We start from the raw sequence: 24,337 nt of genomic DNA, 5'->3' as shown, positions 1-24,337 counted from the left end.
TTTCAAGTTTTAGAGGACTTAAACCATGAGCAACGTCGACTACGCCGAAATCGCCAAATTCGAAGCCCTGGCCCATCGCTGGTGGGACCGCGAGAGCGAATTCAAACCGCTGCACGACATCAATCCGCTGCGCGTCAACTGGATTGACGAACGCGTCAACCTGGCCGGCAAGAAAGTCCTCGACGTCGGTTGCGGCGGCGGCATCCTCAGTGAAGCCATGGCCCAGCGCGGCGCGACCGTGACCGGCATCGACATGGGCGAAGCGCCACTGGCGGTGGCACAACTGCATCAGCTGGAATCGGGCGTGAACGTCGAATACCGGCAGATCACCGCCGAAGCCCTGGCCGAGGAAATGCCGGAGCAGTTCGACGTGGTCACCTGCCTGGAAATGCTCGAGCACGTACCGGACCCATCCTCGGTGATCCGCGCGTGCTTTCGCATGGTCAAGCCGGGCGGCCAGGTGTTCTTCTCCACCATCAACCGCAACCCGAAGGCGTACCTGTTCGCCATCGTCGGCGCCGAATACATCATGAAGCTGTTGCCACGCGGCACCCACGACTTCAAGAAATTCATCCGCCCTTCCGAGCTCGGTGCCTGGAGCCGCATGGCCGGCCTGACCGTCAAGGACATCATTGGCCTGACCTACAACCCGTTGACCAAGCATTACAAACTGGCGTCCGACGTGGACGTCAACTACATGATCCAGACCCTGCGCGAGGAGTAAGCCGATGCGTATCAGAGCAGTTCTTTTCGACATGGACGGCACCCTGCTCGACACCGCGCCGGACTTCATTGCGATTTGCCAGGCGATGCGTGCCGACCGTGGTCTGCCGCCGATCAACGACAAGCACATCCGCGACGAAATCTCCGGCGGTGCCAAGGCGATGGTCGCCGCGACCTTCTCCATGGACCCGGAATCACCAGGTTTCGAGGCGTTGCGCCTGGAGTTCCTCGAGCGCTACCTGGTTGGCTGCGCGGTTCACAGTAAGCTGTTCGACGGCATGGGCGAACTGCTGGCCGACATCGAGAAGGCCAACCTGATCTGGGGCGTGGTCACCAACAAGCCGCTGCGTTTCGCCGAGCCAATCATGCAGCAGCTGGGGCTGGCCGAGCGCTCGGCGCTGCTGATCTGCCCGGATCACGTGAAGAACAGCAAGCCTGACCCGGAGCCGTTGATCCTCGCCTGCAAGATGCTCGACCTCGACCCGGCCAGCGTGCTGTTCGTGGGCGATGACCTGCGCGATATCGAATCGGGGCGCGATGCCGGCACCAGGACGGCCGCCGTGACGTTCGGCTACATCCACCCGGACGATAATCCGCGGCATTGGGGGGCGGATGTGGTGGTCGATCATCCGCTGGAGTTGCGCAAGGTGCTTGATAGCGCGCTCTGTGGCTGCTGAGTTTTTTTGTTGAGACTGGCCCTTGTGGGAGCGAGCCTGCTCGCGAAAAACCCGCAAGCGCCGCGCAGCGCCAGGCTTGCCGCGTCATCGTTGACGACATCGCGAGCAGGCTCGCTCCCACAGGGAACGCGCTTGACCTGAAGAATTTTTGCTGAGGTTTTTATGTTTGATTATTCCGCCCGCCCCGAGCTGCTCAAGGACCGGGTCATCCTGGTCACCGGCGCTGGTCGCGGCATTGGTGCTGCCGCCGCCAAAACCTACGCCGCCCATGGCGCCACCGTCCTGTTGTTGGGCAAGACCGAAGCCAACCTGGCCCAAGTCTACGACGACATCGAAGCCGCCGGCCATCCGCAACCTGCCGTGATCCCGTTCAACCTGGAAACCGCCCTGCCCCATCAATACGATGAGCTGGCCGCGATGATCGAGAGCGAATTCGGCCACCTGGATGGCTTGCTGCACAACGCATCGATCATCGGTCCGCGCACCCCGATCGAACAGCTGTCCGGCGAAAATTTCATGCGCGTAATGCAGGTCAACGTCAACGCGATGTTCATGCTGACTAGCACCCTGCTGCCACTGCTCAAGCTGTCCCAGGATGCCTCAGTGGTGTTCACCTCCAGCAGCGTCGGGCGCAAGGGCCGCGCGTACTGGGGCGCTTACGGTGTCTCGAAATTCGCCACCGAAGGCCTGATGCAAACCCTGGCCGACGAAGTCGACAGCGTGGCACCGGTCCGCTCCAACAGCATCAACCCGGGGGCTACTCGCACCAGCATGCGCGCCCAGGCGTATCCGGGTGAAAACCCGCTGAACAACCCAACGCCAGAGGAGATCATGCCGGTCTACCTCTACCTGATGGGCCCGGACAGTACCGGTATCAACGGCCAGGCATTCAACGCCCAGTAATACCGTACGTCGCTTTTGTGCCGCGTCGGCTTCCCGACGCGGCACGCCAACGAGAGCGCATTATTAGTCAAACAACCGTCGCACTTTTTCTCTCGCCGCTCTTGGTGCTGATCAACTTATTGATTCAGAACGATTTTAATAAAAATCAGATAAGTGGCACGACTTTCGCTCAGCATTTGCCCGGACTAGCTGTGGGAAAGCAGAGGGTGCGAGGCCGAATTGCAGATTACTAATCTGCGATAAAGCAGATTAAGCTTGTACGAAATGTCCTACGGGACTGACGGACCAGTATGACGCGCAGCCTAGAGCCGCTCGCACCCAGCTTGTAAGACAGCCTTACTGCTCAAGGGCGCACGCCATATGAAATCACCTCCCCAGACCAACGCAATTGACTTCGATAGCGCCAAATTGCAACGCCTGGGCTTTGGTCAGCAGCCGCCGATTCTGGAGAGGCCCGTCAGCCTTGCGCAATTGCGCCAGCAATTGAACCTGCAGCTGCAAACCAGCCTTGAGCCGCAACGCATACTTGGGCTGTTCTACCGCGAAATCCAGCGACTGGTACCGCTTGATGCCTTGAGCTACCAGCACAAAAGCAGTGACTTGCGCCTGGAATTCGGTCAGCGGGGCCACCATTCGATCAGCTACAGCCTGAGCCACGAAGGCGAACACCTGGGCGAACTGATCTTTCGCCGCAACCAGCGTTTCAGCGAACAGGAACAGGGCAACCTCGAGTCTCTGCTGGCCGCGCTGCTGTTCCCGATGCGCAATACCCTGCTTTATCGCGCCGCCACCCAAAGTGCGTTGCGTGATCCGCTGACAGACACCGGCAATCGCATCGCCATGGACCAGACGCTGCAGCGGGAAATTGAGCTGGCACGACGTCATATGCAACCCTTGTCCTTGTTGATGCTGGACATCGATCACTTCAAGCAGATCAACGACACTCATGGGCACGGCGCCGGTGATGACGTGCTCAAGGCGGTGGCCGCCTCGATCAAGAACCAGTTGCGCAACGTCGACATGGTGTTTCGCTACGGTGGCGAAGAGTTCCTGATCCTGCTGTCCAACACCAGCCGCGAAGCGGCGGCCCTGGTCGGCGAACGCCTGCGCAATGCAGCGCAGACCGAGGATTACCCAGCCGATGGCTGCACGGTTGAGCTGACAGTCAGCCTCGGCTGCTCGACCCTGCTGCCCGGAGAGTCCGCCGATAGCCTGTTACGCAGGGCCGACAGCGCACTGTACGTCGCAAAGCGCGAGGGGCGTAACCGCTTGACGATGGCGGGGTGAAATCCCGAATTCGATGCAGGATTCAAAGCTGCCTCGCCGGCAAGTCGGGTCGCCGCACCGCTGGCTTTTGATTTTCTTGCCCCCTCACGCCCTGAGCCCGTCCGTCAATCTGTGACTACCTCCATTGGCGCCTCTACCAATGTTGATCCATGCCGCGTCAAAGCCTGTGGGGATTGTTGTTTGAGTACATATCCATTTCTGCGGTAACGTCCACTTATGGTTTCGCCCTTACGGCGACTCACTTTTCCAAACGCCGAAAAGTAAGCAAAAGGCTCTGCCCCACCACTCGGTGCCTCGCTAGGGCTCGGCATGCCCTCACTCCGGCATTGCTCCGTGGGTCGCCGCGATGGGCCATCCCTGGCCCAGCGCGGCTAAACCGGCGTCCTGCCGGTTTACCCACTGCGCAATGCCTGCGTTCGGCCATCGTGGTTTAACGGGGCCTCCAAAATCTAAAGCCAAAGCGAGGCGGCCTGACAGCCGACCTGACTTTTGCAGATACCCCCAATCCCCTGTGGGAGCGAGCTTGCTCGCGATGGTCGTCAACGATAACGCGCCCTGTCTGGATGAACGCGTTGTCTGGACGTTCATCGCGAGCAAGCTCGCTCCCACAGGGGAATGCGGACAGACCTGCAATCAGGTCGGCTTTAAGGCCGCCTCGCTCTGCTTTGGCTCTTGATTTTCTTGCTCCCTCGAGAGGCCGAGTGGAGGTTCTGCGCAGTGGGTAAACCGGCATGGATGCCGGTTTAGCCGCCGCCGGCCATGGATGGCCGATGGCGGCGGGCCCACGGAGCAGGACCGGAGCGAGGGTATGCCGAGCCTTAGCGAGGCACCGAACGCCAGGGGCAAGAGCCCTTGGTTACTTGGGGCCGGGCGGCGTTCCGTGCTTCCAAGTGACTCGCTGTAAAAGCGAAACCATAGGTGGCCGTTACCGCAGCAATGGATATGTACTCCGACAACAAACAATAGGTCGGCTATCAGGCCGCCTTCGCCGGCAAGTCGGATCGCCGCACCGCAGGCTCCTACCGCACCGCACCCCGCAACTCACCCACCATGGCCTGCAACCTGGCCGGCTCCGCCGCCTCAACGGCCACCACCGGCCCCGCCACCAGCGTCACCCGCGACCACAACCGGCGAAACAGCCCCTTGCCCGGATCGCGGCTGAAAAAGCTCCCCCACAACCCCTGTAACGCCAGGGGAATGACCGGCACCGGGGTTTGCTCGAGAATGCGCGTAAGCCCACCCTTGAACTCGTTGATCTCGCCATCGGCGGTCAATTTGCCCTCGGGGAAGATGCACACCAACTCTCCATCCTTCAGATATTGCGCGATGCGCGTGAAAGCCTTTTCGTAGATCTGGATGTCTTCCTGACGGCCCGCGATCGGAATCGTCCCCGCGGTGCGAAAGATGAAATTGAGCACCGGCAAGTCATAGATCTTGTAGTACATCACGAAGCGGATCGGCCGACGCACCGCACCGCCAATCAGCAAGGCGTCGACGAACGACACGTGATTGCACACCAGCAACGCCGCCCCCTCATCGGGAATCATGTCCAGGTTGCGATGCTCCACGCGGTACATGGAATGGCTGAGCAGCCAGATCATGAAACGCATGGTGAACTCGGGAACGATCCTGAAGATGTAGGCGTTGACGCCGATGTTGAGCAACGACACCACCAGGAACAACTGCGGGATCGACAGCTTGGCCATGCTCAGCAGGATGATCGAGACGATCGCCGACACCACCATGAACAGCGCGTTGAGAATGTTGTTGGCGGCGATCACCCGGGCCCGTTCGTTCTCGGCGGTGCGTGACTGGATCAGGGCATACAGCGGCACAATGTAGAAACCGCCGAACACCCCCAGGCCGAGGATGTCGAACAACACCAGCCAGGCGTGGCCAAAACCGAGGATCTCGAGCCAGCCATAGCCCAGGGCATTGTCGGGAATCCCGCCGGAATGCCACCACAGCAACAGGCCGAAAACCGTCAGGCCGAACGAGCCGAACGGCACCAGGCCGATTTCGACTTTGCGCCCGGAGAGTTTTTCGCAGAGCATCGAACCCAAGGCGATACCGACCGAGAACACCGTCAGGATCAAGGTCACGACGGTTTCGTCGCCGTGCATCCATTCCTTGGCGTACGCCGGAATCTGCGTCAGGTAAATCGCCCCGACAAACCAGAACCATGAGTTGCCGACAATCGAACGCGACACCGCCGGAGTTTGCCCCAGTCCCAGCTTCAACGTGGCCCAGGACTGGCTGAAGATGTTCCAGTTCAGGCGCATTTCCGGCGAGGCCGCTGCGGCCCGTGGGATGCTGCGACTGGCCACGTAACCGAGTACGGCGATAGCGATGATCGCGGTGGAAACGATGGGCGCGTAATGACTGGACGACATCATGATGCCGGCGCCGATGGTCCCGGCCAGAATCGCCAGGAAAGTGCCCATTTCCACCAGGCCGTTGCCACCCACCAGCTCGTCTTCACGCAGGGCCTGGGGCAGGATCGAGTACTTCACCGGCCCGAACAGCGCCGAGTGCGTGCCCATGGCGAACAGCGCCACCAGCATCAACGACAGGTGATCGAACAGGAAGCCCACCGCGCCCACTGCCATGATGGCGATTTCCCCAAGCTTGATCAGGCGGATCAGCGCGTCCTTGGCGAATTTCTCGCCGAACTGCCCGGCCAGCGCCGAGAACAGGAAAAACGGCAGGATGAACAGCAGCGCACACAGGTTGACCCAGATCGAACGGTCGCCTTCGATCGACAGCTTGTACAAGATGGCGAGGATCAACGACTGCTTGAAGATGTTGTCGTTGAACGCCCCGAGGGACTGGGTCACGAAGAACGGCAGGAAGCGCCGGGTGCGCAGCAAGGTGAACTGTGAAGGGTGACTCATCTTCCATGTGTCCCTGAAGCTTATGAGTGGGTAACGAGTGGCGTGGATACAGTGCTTGGAATGTCGCACGTCGATCCAGGCCACACATTACCTAATCTTTGCCGGTTATTTCTTTAATCCTGCAATGCACGGCGAGACAAACAGCTCGCCGCGCCAGGCACCTTGCACCGTACGCTTGGCGACGATCAGCCACATCACGATCAGCAGGCTCACCAGCACACAACCAAAGACACTGAAAAACGTCAGGTGCAGGGTGCTGGCCAGTTTCAACGTTGCCAGAGAATAGACGCCCAACGGAAAGGTGAAACCCCACCAGCCGAGATTGAAAGGAATGCCGGCGCGCAGATAACGCAGAGTAATCAGCACGGCCATCAGCATCCACCACAGGCCAAAGCCCCAAAGCGTGATCCCGGCGACCAGACCCAACCCCGCAGCAATTTCACCGACACCCGACAAACCATTGGCGGCGAAGATTGCCGGCGCATCGGCGCCCAACAGCAGCATGCCGAGGGCACCGGTACCAATCGGCCCGAGTGCCAGCCAGCTCGAAGCGGCCATGTTTTCGTGGGGCAGTTTATGCAACGCCATGCGCAGCAGCAGAATCGTCAGGATGCTGAACGCCACCGGCAGGGAAAATGCCCAGAGCACGTAGCTGGTCACCAGCACCACCAGTTGCCCATGGGCATCGGCGAGATGCGGCGCCAGCAAGCCACCGCTGGCGGCCGCCACTTCTGCTGCCACCACCGGCAGCAGCCATACCGCGGTCATCTGATCGATGCTGTGCTCTTGGCGAGTGAACATCAGGAAGGGAATCAGCACCCCGCACGCCACCGACATCGCCACATCCAGCCACCACAAGGCCTCGGCCAGATGGATCACGCCCTCGCCCCAGCGCGGCAAGCCGAACAGCACAAAGCCGTTGATGATGGTGGCCAGGCCCATGGGGATGGTGCCGAAAAACATGGAAACCGTGGAGTGGCCGAAAATCCGCCGTGCCTCATCGAAAAACATCGCCCAGCGCGCCGCGTACAGCAGCGTGAACAACAGGAATAGAAAGATATTGAACAGCCAAAGGGCTTCGGCAATGGTGTGCAGGACAGGATTGGCAACGGGCAATTGCACCAGCGCCAAGGCCAGCACCCCGGTGCCCATAGTGGCGGCGAACCAGTTAGGGGTGAACTGGCGGATGACCTCGCGCGGGTGCTGCAAATGGCTGAACGGTTTGATACCGGACTTGATGGTGTTGGGGCATGTCATGGCGAACTCCTGTCCTCACGTGAGGTAGAGCCCATCATAGATCCGGATCGAATATCGATTTAACGGGTAATATCTCTAACTGTTATCTATTTCATAGATAATATACTTTTCAAGGCTTACCGGTTGCACTGCACACAGGCGTCGACCGTTGGCGCATCAACGCCAGTAAAGCGCCCGCCGCCAGGACAATTAGCACCACGCCGTAACCATCAGTGGTCGCTACCAAACCAAAGACGCGCGACAAGTTACCCGCCAGCAGCGACGGCAGGCAGAACGCCAGGTAACTGAGCACGTAGTAAGCCGACATCAAACCCGCACGCTCATGGGGCAAGGCCAGTGGCACCAGGCTGCGCAAGGCACCGAGAAAACCGGCGCCGAAGCCACAACCGGCGACCAGCGTGCCGAGGAAAAACAGCGGCAGGCTGGCGCCGTGCACCCCCAGGAGAATCAGCACAACGCCCGCCGCCAGCGACGTGGCACCCCACTGCAACGCCCAGGCGGCTGGCCGGTTGCGCAGGATGTAGATCATCGAGGCACCGGTCAGCGTCAGTGCGGCCACGGTCGCGCCGCCAATCAGGTTCGAGGTCGAGCCGGTGGCCGTGCGCACCAACGACGGCGCCAGGGACGCGTAAAAACCACCGAGCGCCCAGGTCGCGGTGTTGAGAGGCAGCACTCGCCACAAGGTCGAGCGCGCTTGAATCGGCACATGCAGAGTGGGTCGCAATGATGCCCATACCCCCGGTTGACGCGAGACGCTTTCCGACAAACGCCAGACGTATACTGCCTGCATCACAAACAAACCGAGCAACAGCCAATACGTCAGGTGCAATGGCGCCGGTGCGAATTCGGTCAGTAATCCGCAACCCAGTGCGCCCAGGGCCATGCCCAGCAAGGGTGCAACACTGTTGATCAGCGGCCCGCGCTGGCGGTCGGTATCCAGCAGCGTGGCACTCAACACCGCTGTCGCCATGCCGGTGGCAAAGCCTTGCAACACCCGGGCACTGATCAGCCACCCGACGCTGTCGGCGTGAATGAACAGCAACATGGCGACAATATTCAGCAGCACCGCAGTGAAAATGACCGGCTTGCGCCCCAGATGATCCGAGAGCGAACCCACTGTCAGCAATGCGGCCAGGAGGCTCAGGGCGTAGACGCCGAAGATCAGGGTCAGGATGGCGGCCGAGAACTGCAGCTGCTCCTGATACAAGTGATACAACGGCGTCGGCGCCGTGGAAGCCGCCAGAAAACTGAGCAAGGTGATGGCCAGGAACCACAGGCTTGCACGGTTTGAATCAGAACTGGACATGGGCACACTCCGCAAAAGCTAATTTTTTGCTTTTGCGGAGTGTGCTACCGACTGGCGCTTAAAGCAAATTCTTTGTGTTAAGGTCAGATACATGGCCCTACAGAGCCCCGCGAAACAGGAAAGATGCGATGACAGCGCCCACTTTACGTCCCGGCGGCCGCAGCGCCCGGGTTCAGGAATCGATACATACCGCCGTACGCGAACTGCTCGAAGAACAGGACCGCGCCAGCGTGACCGTGCCGCAGATCGCCGCGCGCGCGGGGGTCACGCCTTCGACCATTTATCGGCGCTGGGGGGATCTGTCGGCGCTGCTGGCGGATGTCGCCCTGGCCCGCATGCAACCGGAAACCGAGTCGGCCAAGACCGGCAGCTTGTTGGGCGATGTGCGAGCCTGGGCGGATCAGTACCTGGACGAAATGAGCTCCGCCCCTGGTCGCAACATGCTGCGAGACGTGCAATCGAGCCTGAAACCGAGCTATTGCGCGACGATCATTGGCGGGCAACTGCAGGTCATTCTGGATCGCTACCCGGATCAGCCCAAACCTGGCGTCGACCGGCTGATCAACATGGTGGCTGCGCCCATCGTGTTTCGTATCCTGTTTTCCGAGGCGCCGTTGGAAGGTGAAGAGTTGCATCGGTTGATCGAGATTGCGTTGAGTCAGTGAGGCCCGTTCGCGAGCAAGCCCGCTCCCACAATGGAACACGGTCGAATGTGGGAGCGAGCCTGCTCGCGAAGGCGGCCGCACGGACACCAACAATCTGACAGCCCGCAACCCTGCGACACCCCGCCACGCCACGACCTTGGTCGACACTGACTAACCCCTGCCATCGTGCGAGACTGTCTGTCCGGGCGGGAGGCCCGGGTGTCTTTGGTTGCCTGGAGTTCCCATGTCGCTGTCCAGCGGGCTGATTGCCGTCGTCGCCCTGGCCTATATGGCCATCCTGTTCGCCATCGCCTTTTATGGCGACCGCCGCAGCGCGCCCTTGCCGCCGCGGGTGCGAGCCTGGGTGTACAGCCTGTCGCTGGCGGTCTACTGCACCAGCTGGACATTCTTCGGCGCGGTGGGCCAGGCGGCCGAGCAGCTCTGGTCCTTCCTGCCGATCTACCTCGGGCCGATCCTGTTGTTGATCGGCGCGCCGTGGGTCCTGCAAAAAATGGTGATGATCAGCAAGCAGGAGAACATCACCTCGATTGCCGACTTCATTGCCGCCCGCTATGGCAAATCGCAATCCCTGGCGGTGGTGGTGGCACTGATCTGCCTGGTCGGTGTGCTGCCCTACATCGCGTTGCAGCTTAAGGGCATCGTGCTCGGGGTGAACCTGCTGATCGGTGCCGGCGCCGATGCCACGGGGGTTCGCGCGCAAGACACCGCACTGGTGGTGTCTCTGGTACTGGCGCTGTTCACCATTGTCTTCGGCACGCGCAACCTCGACGCCACGGAACACCACCGCGGCATGGTGTTGGCGATTGCGTTCGAGTCGCTGGTCAAGCTGTTCGCTTTCCTGGCGGTTGGCGCCTACGTGACCTTCGGCCTGTACGACGGCTTCGACGACCTGTTCGACCAGGCCATGCTCGCCCCGCGCCTCGAGGAATACTGGAAGGAAACCATCAACTGGCCATCGATGGTGGTGCAAACCGGCGTGGCGATGATGGCGATCATCTGCCTGCCGCGACAGTTCCACGTGACCGTGGTCGAGAACATCGACCCGCAGGATCTGCGCCTGGCCAAATGGGTGTTCCCGGCCTACCTGGCCCTGGCGGCCTTGTTCGTCGTGCCGATCGCGCTGGCGGGCCAGATGATGCTGCCAAGTTCCGTGCTGCCGGACTCCTTCGTCATCAGCCTGCCGTTGGCCCAGGCTCATCCCGCCCTGGCGTTGCTGGCCTTTATCGGCGGCGCATCGGCGGCCACCGGCATGGTGATCGTGGCCAGCGTGGCGCTGTCGACCATGGTCTCCAACGACATGCTGCTACCCTGGCTGCTGCGCCGCAACAATGCCGAGCGCCCGTTCGAGGTGTTCCGCCAGTGGATGCTGTCGGTGCGCCGGGTCAGCATCGTGGTCATTCTGCTGCTGGCCTACGTCAGTTATCGCTTGCTGGGATCGACCGCCAGCCTGGCGACCATCGGCCAGATCGCCTTCGCCGCCGTGACGCAACTGGCACCGGCGATGCTCGGCGCGCTGTACTGGAAACAGGCCAACCGCCGCGGTGTGTTCGCCGGTCTCGCCGCCGGTACATTCCTGTGGTTCTACACGCTGATCCTGCCGATTGCCGCCCACAGCCTCGGCTTGTCCCTGAGCAGTTTCCCGGGCTTGGCCTGGCTGCACAGCAACCCGCTGAACCTGCCGATCACCCCGCTGACACAGGGCGTGGTGCTGTCGCTGGCGGGCAACTTCACGCTGTTCGCCTGGGTCTCGGTACTGTCTCGCACCCGCGTGTCGGAACACTGGCAGGCCGGTCGCTTCATCGGCCAGGAAATCAGTGCCCGGCCCAGCGCCCGCTCGATGCTCTCGGTACAGATCGACGATCTGCTGCAACTGGCCGCTCGCTTCGTCGGTGAGGAACGCGCCCGGCAGAGCTTCATCCGTTTTGCCTACCGCCAGGGCAAAGGCTTCAATCCGAACCAGAACGCCGACGGTGAATGGATCGCCCATACCGAACGCCTGCTGGCCGGTGTGCTGGGCGCTTCATCGACTCGCGCCGTGGTAAAAGCCGCCATTGAAGGCCGGGAGATGCAGCTCGAAGACGTCGTGCGCATCGCCGACGAGGCCTCGGAAGTGCTGCAATTCAACCGCGCGCTGCTGCAAGGCGCGATCGAGAACATCACCCAAGGCATCAGCGTGGTCGACCAGTCGCTGAAACTGGTGGCCTGGAACCGTCGCTACCTGGAGCTGTTCAACTACCCGGACGGCTTGATCAGCGTCGGCCGGCCGATTGCCGACATCATCCGTCACAACGCCGAGCGCGGCCTGTGCGGCCCCGGTGAAGCCGAAGTGCACGTTGCGCGTCGCCTGCACTGGATGCGCCAAGGCCGGGCGCATACGTCCGAACGGCTGTTCCCCAACGGCCGGGTGATCGAGCTGATCGGCAACCCGATGCCCGGTGGCGGCTTCGTCATGAGCTTCACCGACATCACCGCGTTCCGCGAAGCCGAGCAGGCGTTGACCGAGGCCAACGAGGGCCTGGAACAGCGCGTCACCGAACGCACCCACGAGCTGTCGCAACTCAACGTGGCCCTGACCGAAGCCAAGGGCACCGCCGAGACCGCAAACCAGTCGAAAACCAGGTTCCTCGCGGCCGTCAGCCATGACCTCATGCAACCGTTGAACGCCGCGCGCCTGTTCTCCGCGGCCCTTACTCACCAGGACGACGGCTTGTCCGCCGAAGCGCAAAAGCTGGTCCAGCACCTGGACAGTTCGCTGCGTTCGGCCGAAGACCTGATCAGCGACTTGCTGGATATTTCCCGCCTGGAAAACGGCAAGATCAACCCGGATGCCAAGCCGTTCGCGCTCAATGAGTTGTTCGCCACCCTGGGTGCCGAGTTCAAGGCGCTGGCGCAGGATCAGGGGCTGGAGTTTCGCGTCAGGAGCAGTACGTTGCGCATCGACAGCGACATAAAGCTGTTGCGCCGCATCCTGCAGAATTTCCTGACCAACGCTTTCCGCTATGCCAAAGGGCCGGTGCTGCTGGGCGTGCGCCGTCGCCAGGGTGAGGTGTGCCTGGAAGTATGGGACCGTGGGCCAGGCATACCGGAAGACAAGCAACAGGTGATCTTCGAAGAATTCAAACGCCTCGACAGCCATCAGACCCGCGCCGAGAAAGGGCTCGGGCTGGGGCTGGCGATCGCCGATGGATTATGTCGCGTGCTGGGGCACAAGTTGCGCGTGCGCTCGTGGCCGGGGCGCGGCAGCGTGTTCAGCGTCAGCGTACCCCTGGCCCGCGCGCAAGCCGCGTCACCGACCCAGGCGGCCGAACTCAATGGCAAATTGCCCAGCGGCGCCCAGGTGCTGTGCATCGACAATGAAGACAGCATCCTGATCGGCATGAACAGCTTGCTCACCCGCTGGGGCTGCCAAGTCTGGACCGCGCGTAATCGCCAGGAATGCATGGCCCTGCTCAGCGATGGTTTGCGCCCGCAATTGGCGCTGGTGGATTACCACCTGGACGATGGCGAAACCGGGACCGAGCTGATGGCCTGGCTGCGCACCCGACTGGGCGAGCCGGTGCCCGGCGTGGTGATCAGCGCCGACGGCCGACCCGAGACGATGGCCCAAGTGCACGCGGCAGGGTTGGACTACCTGGCCAAACCGGTGAAACCGGCGGCGTTGCGGGCGTTGTTGAGTCGGCATTTGCCGTTGTAGCGTTGCAGGGTGGTGTTGCATTGATTGTGTGAATATCCGTTTCTTCGGTAACGGCCACTTATGGTTCCGCTCTTACATCTATGGTTACCCCCTTTTCTGCAATACTGTTTTTGATGCGTGTTTGGCTTGCTTTCATCTATTCGGCGTCTGAGTGGGGGTGTCGCCCCGCGCCTCGATGAGAATCGATGCCCAACGATCCTTATTAGCGAGACGGCCTTTCAGCCGTGTAAGAGCCCAGGGTTGTCGTCAGGCCGGTTGGCCGTTCACGTCATCAGTTATCCAGCATCGCAAAACCAGGTGGGTGGTGCTCGGGTGACAGCAGGGTCAGGCGTTCATCGCGCTTGGCCCTGCATCGAATTCAGTATGGTGTGCCGCAATCGCCCAGGCGATCCTCGCCAGCTTGTTGGCCAGCGCGCAAACCACGTGGTTGGAATGATGGCGGGCCAGTAGCTGCCGGACCCAGTCCGCCAGCCAGCCTTTCTGGTGGTCCAGATGCATCAGGTACACCCGGGCGCACTGGACCAGCAAGCGTCGCTGGTTGCGATCTCCGCGCTTGCTGATGCCCAACAACACGCTCTTGCCACCCGTGGAATGCTGCTTGGGCACCAGGCCGATTGAGGCCGAGTAGCCTCGGCCGCATTTGAACTGTTTGCCATCGCCCAACTCGGCGGCCAGGACGGTGGAGGTGATCGGGCCGACGCACGGCATGGTCATCAAGCGAGATGCCAGATCATCTTCAGCGGCCTGGCATTGCAACTCCTTGTCCAGCGACTTGATCTCCTCTTCCAGATTCTTGAAATGTCGATACAGCCTCGTCAGATTTTTTTTGAAGGGCTCAGACATTGAACTCGCCTCAAGCAGCGCCGGCAGAGTGTTGATCGATTTGAAGCCGGGGGCCAGGCTGACGCCAACCTCCAGAAGGGCTGCATGAATCCGATTGGCGGTTGCGGTGCGATCCTTGATGAACGCATCGCGTATCGAGTTGGACATGGCCAGCACCTGCTGGGTCTGGGTTTTGGGCGGCACAAAGCGCATCGTCGGGCGAGTCGCTGCCTCGCAGATCGCTTCGGCATCGGCGAAGTCGTTTTTGTTGCTTTTCACGTAGGGACGTACAAGATGAGGGGCAATGAGCTTGGGTAAATGTCCAAGCTTTGCGACCTCCTGTGCCATGAAATGGGCTCCGCCACAGGCTTCCATCACCACGGTGCAAGGCTCGACATTTGCCAGATGCTGGATGAGCGCGGTACGCGTAAATTTTTTGCGGTAGAGCTCATGCCCGCGATCATCTTGAGCATGCAAATGAAAGGTGTGTTTTCCCAGGTCGATGGCGGCAATAGCTACTTTGTTCATGGCAATGGTCTCCGGTGAGCCCCCGGTGAAAGCTTAGTGGGCGATCACCGGGGGCGGCGGGGGTAGCCATTTCATTAGCGGGTCACTTTCGAAAATCCGGAAGCCGGCCCAGTCGAAAGTAACCAAAGCGCTTTGCCACACCATTCGGCCCCTCGCTGAGGCTCGGGGTGCCGTAACGAAGGCATTGCTCCGTGGGCCCGCCGCCATCGGCCATCCATGGCCGGGGGCGGCTATCCCGGCATCCATGCCGGGATACCCACTGCGCAACGCCTGCGTTCGGCCTCTGGAAACGGGGCAGGCAGATCAAGATCAAAAGCCAGAGCAACTTCAACTGCAACTGCAACAGCAACAGCAACAGCAACAGCAACAGCAACAGCAACAGCGAGATCAAAAGATCGCAGCCTTCGGCAGCTCCTACAGTGGAACGCGCTCACCTGAGATCAGGCCGGCCGGCGGCCGCCTCGCTTTTGCTTTTGATTTGGCTTTTGATTTTCTTGCCACATCGAGAGGCCGAGTGGAGGTTCTGCGCAGTGGGCAAACCGGCATGGATGCCGGTTTAGCCGCCGCCGGCCATGGATGGCCGATGGCGGCGGGCCCACGGAGCAGGACCGGAGCGAGGGCATGCCGAGCCACAGCGAGGCACCGAACGCCAGGGGCAAGAGCCCTTGGTTACTTGGGGCTTTTCCAAGTGACTCGCTGTAAGAGCGAAACCGCCAGCCGCCGTTACCGAAGAAACGGATATACACACAATCAACGACCTTGAGTTAGCCTCAAAGAAAGCCCCCTGCGCCATCACGCAGCAGCTATTCCGGCAACTCGACCAACCCATCCACATCGGTCATCGCCCGCTCCAGCAAATCCGCCGGCAGGCTCTTGCTCGCGCGGGCGCCCAGCAACTTGAGCTGCTCACTGCGGCTGACCAGGTTGCCGCGCCCTTCTGTCAGCTTGTTGCGCGCCGAGCTGTAGGCCTTGTCCAGTTGCTGCAAGCGATTACCGACTTCGTCCAGATCCTGGATGAACAGCACGAACTTGTCGTACAGCCACCCGGCCCGCTCGGCAATTTCCCGGGCGTTCTGGCTTTGCCGCTCCTGCTTCCACAGGCTGTCGATGACACGCAGGGTCGCCAGCAGCGTGGTCGGGCTGACGATCACGATGTTGCGGTCGAAGGCTTCCTGGAACAGCGTAGGCTCAGCCTGCAACGCGGCGGAAAACGCCGCTTCGATCGGCACGAACAACAGGACGAAGTCCAGGCTGTGCAGGCCGTCCAGACGCTTGTAGTCCTTGCCGGCCAAGCCCTTGACGTGATTGCGCAACGACAGCACGTGCTGCTTGATCGCGATCTGGCCGATGGCTTCGTCTTCGGCCGCCACGTACTGCTGATAAGCCGTCAGGCTGACCTTGGAGTCGACCACCACCTGCTTGTCGCCTGGCAGGTAAATGATCACGTCCGGCTGGAAACGCTCGCCGTCCGGGCCCTTGAGATTGACCTGGGTCTGGTACTCGCGGCCCTTCTCAAGCCCTGCATGCTCAAGCACGCGCTCCAGAATCAATTCACCCCAGTTGCCCTGGGTTTTCTGTCCTTTCAAGGCGCGGGTCAGGTTGGTGGCTTCGTCGCTCAGGCGCAGGTTGAGCTGTTGCAGGCGCTCCAGCTCCTTGGCCAGGGAGAAGCGCTCCCGGGCTTCAGCCTGATAACTTTCTTCAACGCGTTTTTCAAAAGACTGGATGCGCTCCTTCAACGGATCGAGCAATTGCCCCAGGCGCTGCTGACTGGTTTCGGCAAAACGCTGCTCGCGCTCATCGAAGATTTTCCCCGCCAGCTCGGCGAACTGCGCACGCAGTTCGTCTCGCGAGCCCTGCAGGTCGTTGAGGCGCTGCTGATGGCTTTCCTGCTGCTCGCGCAGCTCGGCGTTGAGGGACGCGGCCTGGGCGTCGAGGCGGCGTAATTCGGCTTCTTTGCCGGCACGTTCGATATTCCAGGCGTGGGCCGCATCGCGGGCATCGTCACGTTCGATTTGCAGCAACTCGACCTCACGTCGCACCGCGGCGAGGTCCGCCTGCTTGGCGGCGTTGGCCTGACCCAGATCAGCGATTTCATCGCGGCAGGCCTCGAGCTGCGCATTCAGGCCATCCTGCGCCAGATGCGCCGTGGCCAGGCGCTCTTCCAGCAGCGACGCCTGGACCTGAGCGGTGCTCGCCCGGCGCTGCAGTTGCCAGGCCAACACCAGCAACGGCAGCGCCGCGCCCGCCAGCCCCAGCAATGCGCTGGTCAAGTCCATAGCCATAGCCACTCCTGCCATTGAAATAAAGCCTGAAGGTTAACCAAGGCGTCAGGTCTTGGACAGCTCAGTCTTCGATCAAGCCCAGTTCCTGTTGCGCGCGCAGGTCCCCTGCCCGCGCGGCCTGACGCAAGAGATCCTGGCCAATCCGGCGATCCCGGGCATTGCCGCATTCACGGCACATCAGTTGCCCCAGCCGGCTCTGCGCAGCGACGACGCCTTCACGGGCCGGTTGCTTGAGCAAACGTCCGGCGATGTGTTTAACGTTGGGGTTTTCGCCCAGGCGCGGGCTGTCCAGCAACCACTCGGCCACCCGCATCGAAAAGCGCTTGGGTGAGGCAACCGTGGACGATTTGGCGGTAGAGGAAGGAGGTGGCGTACGAAACTTCATAAAACACTGTGGGCAGATCGGAAGGCACGCCACTCTACTCTCTTTTTCTTACAGGTAAAGCCGAAAAAAACCCGGCACGCCCGTCCTAGAGCAAGCGCTCGGGACAATCCACAGAAGCTGTGGATAACTCAGTGGACAACCGCCATTGAACTCGCGCAAAGGCTTATGGAATGGGGCCTGCAGTCAAACTGACGATTTTTTCACCAGTTAAAAAAAGCGATGTTTTTCATTGACTTAAATTTTGGTTACAGGCACCCACTGCGATTGAAGGCTGGATGACAGCTCCGTGACAGTCTGCGCAACTAATGTGCACAAGTACCTTCTTGGCGGTTATATCACTGCGCTTTTTCGATGCATTTTTCTTGATTGCTGGGGATAACCCCCCGGTAAAGCCGCGTCCCAGGCAGCTTTTAGTGATGACCGCCGGTCGGATTCCGCGCGATGACCGGACAGCTCCCAACCCTCGTCGAGCAGCTGGCGAACGATGAGGCCAAACGAATATTCAAGAATTTTTGCCAGCACCCTTCCCTTTGCCTGTTCATTCCGTTAGTATCCGCGGCGTTAGTACCAAGCTGAAAGTCAATTCTGGTCGAACAAATCCCCCCGGGGCAGCCTTCCCACACGAAGCCTCCACCGAAAAAGCGGGATCGACCACCTCGATGGTTTCCAGGTAAATCTTGCGTCAACACAGCCTTTGAATCGCAGAGGGTGTTGCCAGGTACGTTTACTCTGACCGAACCAGCCTGCAAATTGATCAGGATCTTCACCCCGGGCCCAGAACCTTTGCCCTTGATGTGTTGCCTGCCCTCCTAAGTACCTACCTGCCAGCCCAAGCGCGCCAATTATCAGCGCTTCAAACTGGCTGCTTTGTTCCAGTCGGGTTCTTCGTTCGACCAACGGTGGTCGTCGTCACTGGAACGTTTTAATTTTGCACGGCTCTGATCCGTGTCGCTTGTAGGAACACCCAATGACTATGTCTACTCAAATCCACACCCAGGATGCTATCCGCACCCTCACCAACGCTTTTGCACCGATGAACTGCCTGATCATGGCCGCTCGCAAAGGCTGTTTCAGCTTCACCCTGGTCAACGAACACGGCATCGCCCGTCACAGCGAACGCCTGTACCCCGATCAGTACTCCAGCGCCGAACCGCTGCAGGCGGTGATCGAGCGTACGCGTCAGGCACTGGTTGCCTGAGACGCCAGCACGACTGAAACACCAGAAGCCCCGCCCGAAAAGCGGGGCTTTTTGTTGCCCGACGTTTCACGGTGACTAAGCACGGATAGATATAAGGTTTATAACTGGCCGGCAGAAATATTTTAAAAACAGACCTTTACGCGGTGAATATGACACTAGACTTCAACTCAAGCGGCTTTAATCCGCTTCCGGCGAGCCTGAGTCGATTCACCGCTGCCAAAGCCTTTCAGGTTCGCCGCCAATTTGATGTATCGAGGGCTTTATGGGTATCGCTGCCAGCGAACTGTGCCGTTATGTGATCCGTCCAACCTTGATCTACCTTGGACGCCATAGCGCAACTGCCGAATCCCTGCTGCTAGGCATCGCCGCCAGCCAGTCAGCCCTTGGTTCCGCCCTGCATGACCGCCGTGGACACGGCCTGTACCGGATCGCCGAACCCCGCCACCAGGCACTCTGGGACCACTACCTGGCACTCGATCCGGAACGCGCGAGCCTGGTTCGCGGACTGGCCAGCCAGCACGCATTCCTCAGCAGCCCGCACGTCGAATTGACCGTCAACCTGCGTTACGCCACCGCCATCGCCTGGCTGCTGGTCGAAGAACAGAACACCCCGCTCCCCGAAGCAGACGACCTGCTGGGCATGGCCCGAATCTGGCGCCAGACCTTCCAGCCCCAAGGACGCCTGAGAGACTTCACCTACGCTTGGCAAACTTGTGTTGCACCGATGAATCTGGTCGCCTGCTGAAACCTCTGGATCCAAAGATCGCGCAACTGTGGCGAATCTGGTCTGATTGTCCTACAAAACCGCTCTAAATCAAGCATTACAGCCTATGGCGCTGGGACGAAAATGTTGGTAATTTTCGCCCCGGTGATCACCAGGAGTTCTAATAATGAAAAAAGTAATGCTCAAAACCACCATTAGCCTCGCCGTTGCCTTGGCATCCACCCAGATCTTCGCAAGTGGTTTTGCCCTCAACGAACAAAGCATCAGCGGGATGGGGACAGGTTTTGCCGGGCGATCTTCTTCTGCCGACGACGCATCCACCGTTGTTGGCAACCCTGCCGGCATGTCACGCCTCAAGCGTGAACAAGTGACCGGTGGTGTTGCATTCATCGACGCGCACACTGACATCAGTGATGCCAGCTCTTCGAATGGCGGCACCAACAAGGGTGACATGGTCCCTTTCATGGGCGTGCCGATGGGCTATTACGTCAAGCCAATCGATGACCAGTGGGCGGTCGGTTTCGGCGTCTATGCACCGTTCGGCCTGGTGACCGACTACGAGAATGGCTTCGCCGGCCGATACTTCGGCAGCAAGAGCGAAGTACAAATCATCACCCTCCAGCCAACCGTCAGCTACGCCTTCAACGACAAGGTGTCGATCGGTTTCGGCCCGACCATCAACCGTATCGACGGCAAGCTGGAGTCGAACCTGTCACTGAGCCCGAACCCAGCCGCACCGGACGGTGAAGTCAAAATCAAGGGTGACGACACTGCGCTGGGCTACAACATCGGTATCCTGGTTCAAGCCACCGACTCCACTCGCGTCGGCCTGACCTATCACTCGAAAGTGAAGTACAAGCTCGACGGTGACACCAAGCTCAGCTACGCCCCGCTCGGCCCACTGGGTCAACAGAAGTTTGATGCTTCGCTGGACATTACTACCCCTGAGTCCGTGGACTTCTCGGTCACTCATCAGCTGGACGACCAGTGGACCCTCTACGCAGGCAGCACCTGGACTCGCTGGAGCCGCCTGAAAGAAATCTCCGTCGAGAACAGTGGCGTGCCTGCTCCTTTGAACCCAGCGTTCGGCACCATCACTGAAGAGCAGAACTGGCACGACACCTGGGCTCACGCCATCGGTGCTTCCTACCAGCTGAACAAGCAGTGGGTGCTGCGTACCGGCCTGTCGGTTGACCAGGCGCCAACCAACAACGAAAACCGCTCCCCACGTATCCCCACGGGCGATCGCACGATTTTCAGCCTGGGCGCCGGCTGGAGCCCGACCGACGACCTGACTATCGACGTTGCGTACTCGTACCTGCGTGAAGAGTCGGTCAAGATCAATGATAACAACGGCCGCCAGGCCTACAGCTCCAAGTATGAAAACTGGGCAAACGGTTTCGGTGTCGGTGCGACTTACCGCTTCTGATGACCGTCGGCGAGCCTGAAACACTCGCCCTGAATCAAAAAAGCCCCGCGTTCTTCGCAGAACGCGGGGCTTTTTTTGTAGGAGCGAGCATGCTCGCGATGGACGTCAACGATAACGCGTGAAGCCTGACACCCCGCGGCGCTCTCAAATCCATCGCGAGCATGCTCGCTCCTACAGTACAGAGAGCGCGGTGCTGTTGGTTTTTCGCGAACGAGCCCGATCCCACAGGTCAGGGGACGGAGGCCAACGGTGGCGAAGCCAGCGCTTTCTCCACCGCCTCAATGAACTCAGGATCATCCGGCTTGGTCAGGCTGGAGAAGCTGGCGATCACCTTGCCCTGGCGATCGACCACGTACTTGTAGAAGTTCCACTTCGGCGCACTTTCGGCCTGCTTGGCGAGCTCCTTGAACAGATGCGTGGCATCGTCGCCACGGACTTTCTGCGGCTCGGTCATGGTGAAGGTCACGCCGTAGTTCACGTAGCAGACCTTGGCTGTCTCGGCGCCGTCCTTGGACTCCTGCTTGAAGTCATTGGACGGCACACCGATCACCTCCAGTCCCTGCTCCTTGTAACGCTGATTGAGCGCCTCAAGGCTTTTGAACTGTGGGGCAAAACCGCAGAAGCTTGCGGTATTGACCACCACCAGCGGCTTGCCAGCGAAACGCTGGCACAGATCGATGGATTCATTGGCACGCAACTTGGGCAACGAGCCTTGCAGCAGCGTCGGGCACTCTGCCGCCTGGGCCAATCCGGTAAACGCTACCAGTAACGCGGGAACCGCCAGCCAGCGCATCAGCATATCGGTGCTTCCTTGAGAGTTCGTGTGAGATTGAAGTTACTCGCCCTCACTTGCTGCTAGCAAGCGTCCTACTAGCACGCCCCCATTCCCAGCTGCATCAACGCCAGGCCTCCCTGATGCCAGCCCCACCATGCCACGGCCAGCAGCAAGGCGCCGACAGCGACGAACATGATCCGCGGCCAGAGGCTGCTCATGTCGCACTCATCTGGCTTTGCAGACGCGCCACCGGCCGCTCACGCACGGGCCAGTTCAGAGCGGCGGCCATCAGGCTCAAGAGAATCGCCACTTGCCAGATCAAGTCGTAGCTCCCCGTTCGGTCATACACCACCCCGCCCAGCCAGCCGCCAAGAAATGACCCGAGCTGGTGAAACAGGAAAACAATCCCACCGAGCATGGACAGGTTTCGTACACCGAACAAGGTGGCAACAGTGCCGTTGGTCAAGGGAACGGTCGACAGCCACAGGAACCCCATGGCCATGCCGAACAGGTAGGCGCTGGTCGTCGTCACCGGCGCCCAGAGGAACAGCCCGATCACCACGGCGCGCAGCAGGTACAAGGCGGTCAACAAACGCGGTTTGGACATGCGCCCGCCAAGCCAGCCTGCGGTGTAGGTGCCGAAGATGTTGAACAGGCCGATCAGCGCCAGCACCGTGGTGCCCACTGTCGCCGGCAGATGTTGATCCACCAGGTACGCCGGCAGGTGCACGCCAATGAACACCACCTGGAAGCCACAGACAAAAAAGCCGAATGCCAGCAGCCAGAATCCCGAATGGGAACAAGCCTCGTGCAGCGCTTCAGAAAGAGTCTGTTCGTGGCCGAGTACCGGCAGCGGCTTGTCCTTGAGCATGCTCACCAGCGGCACAATGAGCGCCACCAGCAAACCCAGCGCCATCAAGGCCGCTGACCAGCCGAGCCAGCCGATCAAACCCAGCGTGCCGGGCAGCATGGCGAACTGGCCGAACGAGCCGGCGGCACTGGCGATGCCCATGCCCATGCTGCGTTTTTCCGGTGGCACCGCGCGCCCGACCACGCCGAGGATCACCGAGAAGGACGTGCCGGAAAGGCCTAACCCGATCAGCAGGCCGGCGCTCAGGGACAAGGTCATCGCCGAGTCGGAAAGCCCCATGCATACCAACCCCGCCGCGTACAGGACACCGCCGACCAGCACCACTTTCGCAGCGCCAAAGCGGTCGGCCAGGGCACCGGTGAACGGTTGCGCCAGGCCCCAGATCAGGTTCTGCAGGGCGATGGCGAAGGCGAAGACCTCACGCCCCCAGCCGAATTCGGCGCTCATCGGCGCCAGGAACAGCCCGAAGCCGTGGCGCACCCCCAGGGACAACGCCAGAATCAGCGCACTTCCGACCAAAACCCAACCGCACGTACGCCACATCGAGGTCATTCTTGCTCTCCAGGCGCGGGTATATACCCGCTTATAATCGAACAAACCGGCTTCAAGCCAGTTCGTCCAGCAATTTCAGTAACGTTTCACGCTTTTCCGCGCCCAGGCGATCAATCAATCGCTGTTGCGCCGCCTCCCAGGCCGGCAAGGCGGCTTTCAGGCGCTCTGCGCCCGCTTCGGTCAGCAAGACGATGCGATTGCGCATGTCCTCACCCTCGACCAGCGTCACCAGACCTTCACCTTCCAGCACCCGCAAATTGCGCCCAAGGGTACTGCGATCCAGGCCCATGGCCTCGGCGAGGGTGGAAATACTCGGTTGATCCAGGCGCTGCAGATTGCACAGCAAAGAATACTGGGCAACGTTGATCCCGAAGCCATCGAGAGCGCCGTCGTAATGCCTGCTGACGCCACGGGCGGCGCGACGCAGGTTGATGCATAAACATTGGGAGTCGAGCATGATGCGTGTATATACCCGTGGTTAGATGAATGCAAATTTATGTTACATCAAACCTCTGTACCTGTAGGAGCGAGCATGCTCCGGGCGGCGTTCCGACGAAAAACCTGAGAGCACCGCGGGGTGTCAGGCTCCCCGCGTCATCGTTGACCTCCATCGCGAGCATGCTCGCTCCTACAGGACGAGCGCCACGCCCACCATCACTGTCACCTCCAGCAATTCCAGCAACGCCCCCGCCGTATCGCCTGTTGTCCCACCCAATCGCCGTATCATCACCTGCCTTAACCAGACGAATAGCAGGACCGCCAGCACCACGGCAATAACACCGCTAAGGCCCGCAACCAGCACGCACCCCAAGGCACTGACCGCCAACACCTGCTTGCCCGCCAATCGCGGAAGATGGTCGGCCAAGGCCTGACCCAAACCGCCGGGACGCACATAAGGGGTGGTCAGGAACAACCCCAGCAATGCACTGCGGCCGATCAAGGGAACGATGATCAGGGCCAGCGCATGCTGCTGTTCGATCAGCGCGACCAGCGCGGTAAATTTCAACAGCAACACCAACACCAGCGCGACCACCGCGATCGGCCCGCTGCGCGGATCCTTCATGATCGTCAGCGTTCGCTCGCGGTCCCCGAAGCCACCCAGCCAGGCGTCGGCGCTGTCGGCCAGGCCATCCAGGTGCAGCGCGCCGCTGAGCAGCACCCACACCGTCAGCAGCAGTGCCGCATGCAGCAACAGTGGCGTGCCCAGCAACAGCCCGTTCAGCCCCCACAAAATGCCGCCGAACAGTACACCCACCAGCGGATAAAACAGCAGCGAGCGCCCCAGTTCCTCAGGCGTCGGCATGCCCGGCAGACGAATCGGCAGACTGCTGAGGAATTGCAGGGCGATCCAGAATGGCAACATGC

General features: G+C 60.6%; 20 protein-coding genes. 9 read left to right on the top strand and 11 right to left on the bottom strand.

Annotated features, from left to right (window positions below; genetic code table 11):
• Positions 1–25: 25 nt before the first annotated feature.
• The 4 genes from ubiG to ACA054_RS08910 all read left to right on the top strand — a co-directional run bounded on the left by ubiG (position 26) and on the right by ACA054_RS08910 (position 3,590).
• The gene (gene ubiG / locus ACA054_RS08925; protein ID WP_008065228.1) at positions 26–724 is read left to right on the top strand and encodes a bifunctional 2-polyprenyl-6-hydroxyphenol methylase/3-demethylubiquinol 3-O-methyltransferase UbiG; all 699 of its coding nucleotides are present in this window, start codon (positions 26–28) and stop codon (positions 722–724) included.
• A gap of 4 nt (positions 725–728) precedes the next feature.
• Complete coding sequence (gene mupP / locus ACA054_RS08920) at positions 729–1,400, top strand: N-acetylmuramic acid 6-phosphate phosphatase MupP (RefSeq protein ID WP_497689061.1); 672 nt, start codon at positions 729–731, stop codon at positions 1,398–1,400.
• A 162-nt stretch (positions 1,401–1,562) separates the two neighbouring features.
• Positions 1,563–2,303 (top strand): YciK family oxidoreductase, encoded by a 741-nt coding sequence (locus ACA054_RS08915; RefSeq protein WP_497689060.1) that lies wholly within the window; start codon positions 1,563–1,565, stop codon positions 2,301–2,303.
• Positions 2,304–2,663: 360 nt separating this feature from the next.
• Positions 2,664–3,590, top strand: a complete 927-nt coding sequence (locus tag ACA054_RS08910; RefSeq protein WP_497689059.1) for a GGDEF domain-containing protein — start codon at positions 2,664–2,666, stop codon at positions 3,588–3,590.
• Positions 3,591–4,609: 1,019 nt separating this feature from the next.
• Here ACA054_RS08910 and ACA054_RS08905 read toward each other — a convergent pair.
• From ACA054_RS08905 to ACA054_RS08895, 3 genes are all read right to left on the bottom strand, one after another.
• Entirely contained in the window at positions 4,610–6,484 is a 1,875-nt protein-coding gene (locus ACA054_RS08905; RefSeq protein ID WP_497689058.1) for an MFS transporter, read from the bottom strand.
• Positions 6,485–6,589: 105 nt separating this feature from the next.
• Positions 6,590–7,741 (bottom strand): TDT family transporter, encoded by a 1,152-nt coding sequence (locus tag ACA054_RS08900; RefSeq protein WP_497689057.1) that lies wholly within the window; start codon positions 7,739–7,741, stop codon positions 6,590–6,592.
• A gap of 109 nt (positions 7,742–7,850) precedes the next feature.
• Positions 7,851–9,047: an MFS transporter gene (locus ACA054_RS08895; protein ID WP_497689056.1), complete on the bottom strand. Its 1,197-nt coding sequence runs from the start codon at positions 9,045–9,047 to the stop codon at positions 7,851–7,853.
• A 128-nt stretch (positions 9,048–9,175) separates the two neighbouring features.
• Here ACA054_RS08895 and ACA054_RS08890 point away from each other — a divergent pair, with 128 nt between their 5' ends.
• Both ACA054_RS08890 and ACA054_RS08885 read left to right on the top strand, forming a co-directional pair.
• Positions 9,176–9,712: a TetR/AcrR family transcriptional regulator gene (locus ACA054_RS08890; protein ID WP_497689055.1), complete on the top strand. Its 537-nt coding sequence runs from the start codon at positions 9,176–9,178 to the stop codon at positions 9,710–9,712.
• 223 nt (positions 9,713–9,935) lie between these two features.
• Positions 9,936–13,406 carry a hybrid sensor histidine kinase/response regulator gene (locus ACA054_RS08885; protein WP_497689054.1) on the top strand — a complete coding sequence of 1,157 codons (3,471 nt, stop codon included), beginning with the start codon at positions 9,936–9,938 and terminating at the stop codon, positions 13,404–13,406.
• 324 nt (positions 13,407–13,730) lie between these two features.
• Here the strand turns inward: ACA054_RS08885 and ACA054_RS08880 are convergent, their stop codons facing one another.
• The 3 genes from ACA054_RS08880 to ACA054_RS08870 form a co-directional block, all read right to left on the bottom strand.
• Positions 13,731–14,756 carry an IS110 family RNA-guided transposase gene (locus tag ACA054_RS08880; RefSeq protein ID WP_497685641.1) on the bottom strand — a complete coding sequence of 342 codons (1,026 nt, stop codon included), beginning with the start codon at positions 14,754–14,756 and terminating at the stop codon, positions 13,731–13,733.
• 803 nt (positions 14,757–15,559) lie between these two features.
• On the bottom strand, positions 15,560–16,924 hold the full coding sequence (locus ACA054_RS08875) for a DNA recombination protein RmuC (RefSeq protein ID WP_162831858.1): 1,365 nt from the start codon (positions 16,922–16,924) through the stop codon (positions 15,560–15,562).
• Positions 16,925–17,099: 175 nt separating this feature from the next.
• Positions 17,100–17,423, bottom strand: a complete 324-nt coding sequence (locus ACA054_RS08870) for a sel1 repeat family protein (RefSeq protein WP_497689053.1) — start codon at positions 17,421–17,423, stop codon at positions 17,100–17,102.
• Positions 17,424–18,396: 973 nt separating this feature from the next.
• On the opposite strand from ACA054_RS08870, the gene ACA054_RS08865 reads away from it, so the two are divergent.
• The 3 genes from ACA054_RS08865 to ACA054_RS08855 all read left to right on the top strand — a co-directional run bounded on the left by ACA054_RS08865 (position 18,397) and on the right by ACA054_RS08855 (position 20,774).
• Entirely contained in the window at positions 18,397–18,621 is a 225-nt protein-coding gene (locus ACA054_RS08865; RefSeq protein ID WP_007898912.1) for a hypothetical protein, read from the top strand.
• A 262-nt stretch (positions 18,622–18,883) separates the two neighbouring features.
• The gene (locus ACA054_RS08860; RefSeq protein ID WP_497689052.1) at positions 18,884–19,366 is read left to right on the top strand and encodes a hypothetical protein; all 483 of its coding nucleotides are present in this window, start codon (positions 18,884–18,886) and stop codon (positions 19,364–19,366) included.
• Positions 19,367–19,511: 145 nt separating this feature from the next.
• Complete coding sequence (locus ACA054_RS08855; RefSeq protein ID WP_497689051.1) at positions 19,512–20,774, top strand: OmpP1/FadL family transporter; 1,263 nt, start codon at positions 19,512–19,514, stop codon at positions 20,772–20,774.
• 229 nt (positions 20,775–21,003) lie between these two features.
• On the opposite strand, the gene ACA054_RS08850 is transcribed toward ACA054_RS08855, so the two are convergent.
• From ACA054_RS08850 to ACA054_RS08830, 5 genes are all read right to left on the bottom strand, one after another.
• Entirely contained in the window at positions 21,004–21,573 is a 570-nt protein-coding gene (locus ACA054_RS08850; RefSeq protein WP_497689050.1) for a glutathione peroxidase, read from the bottom strand.
• A gap of 71 nt (positions 21,574–21,644) precedes the next feature.
• Complete coding sequence (locus ACA054_RS08845; RefSeq protein WP_497689049.1) at positions 21,645–21,767, bottom strand: hypothetical protein; 123 nt, start codon at positions 21,765–21,767, stop codon at positions 21,645–21,647.
• A complete protein-coding gene (locus tag ACA054_RS08840) occupies positions 21,764–22,972 on the bottom strand; it encodes an MFS transporter (protein WP_497689048.1) in 1,209 nt (402 codons plus the stop codon). Before ACA054_RS08840 ends, ACA054_RS08845 begins: the two co-directional genes overlap by 4 nt.
• A 52-nt stretch (positions 22,973–23,024) precedes the next feature.
• Entirely contained in the window at positions 23,025–23,429 is a 405-nt protein-coding gene (locus ACA054_RS08835) for a MarR family winged helix-turn-helix transcriptional regulator (RefSeq protein WP_095963918.1), read from the bottom strand.
• Positions 23,430–23,600: 171 nt separating this feature from the next.
• Positions 23,601–24,335: an adenosylcobinamide-GDP ribazoletransferase gene (locus ACA054_RS08830; protein ID WP_497689047.1), complete on the bottom strand. Its 735-nt coding sequence runs from the start codon at positions 24,333–24,335 to the stop codon at positions 23,601–23,603.
• Positions 24,336–24,337: the final 2 nt, after the last annotated feature.

The sequence above is a fragment of the Pseudomonas sp. LBUM1653 genome, assembly GCF_059716115.1.
Note: the sequence above shows the minus strand (reverse complement) of the source record. Positions and strands in the feature narration are given on the sequence as shown.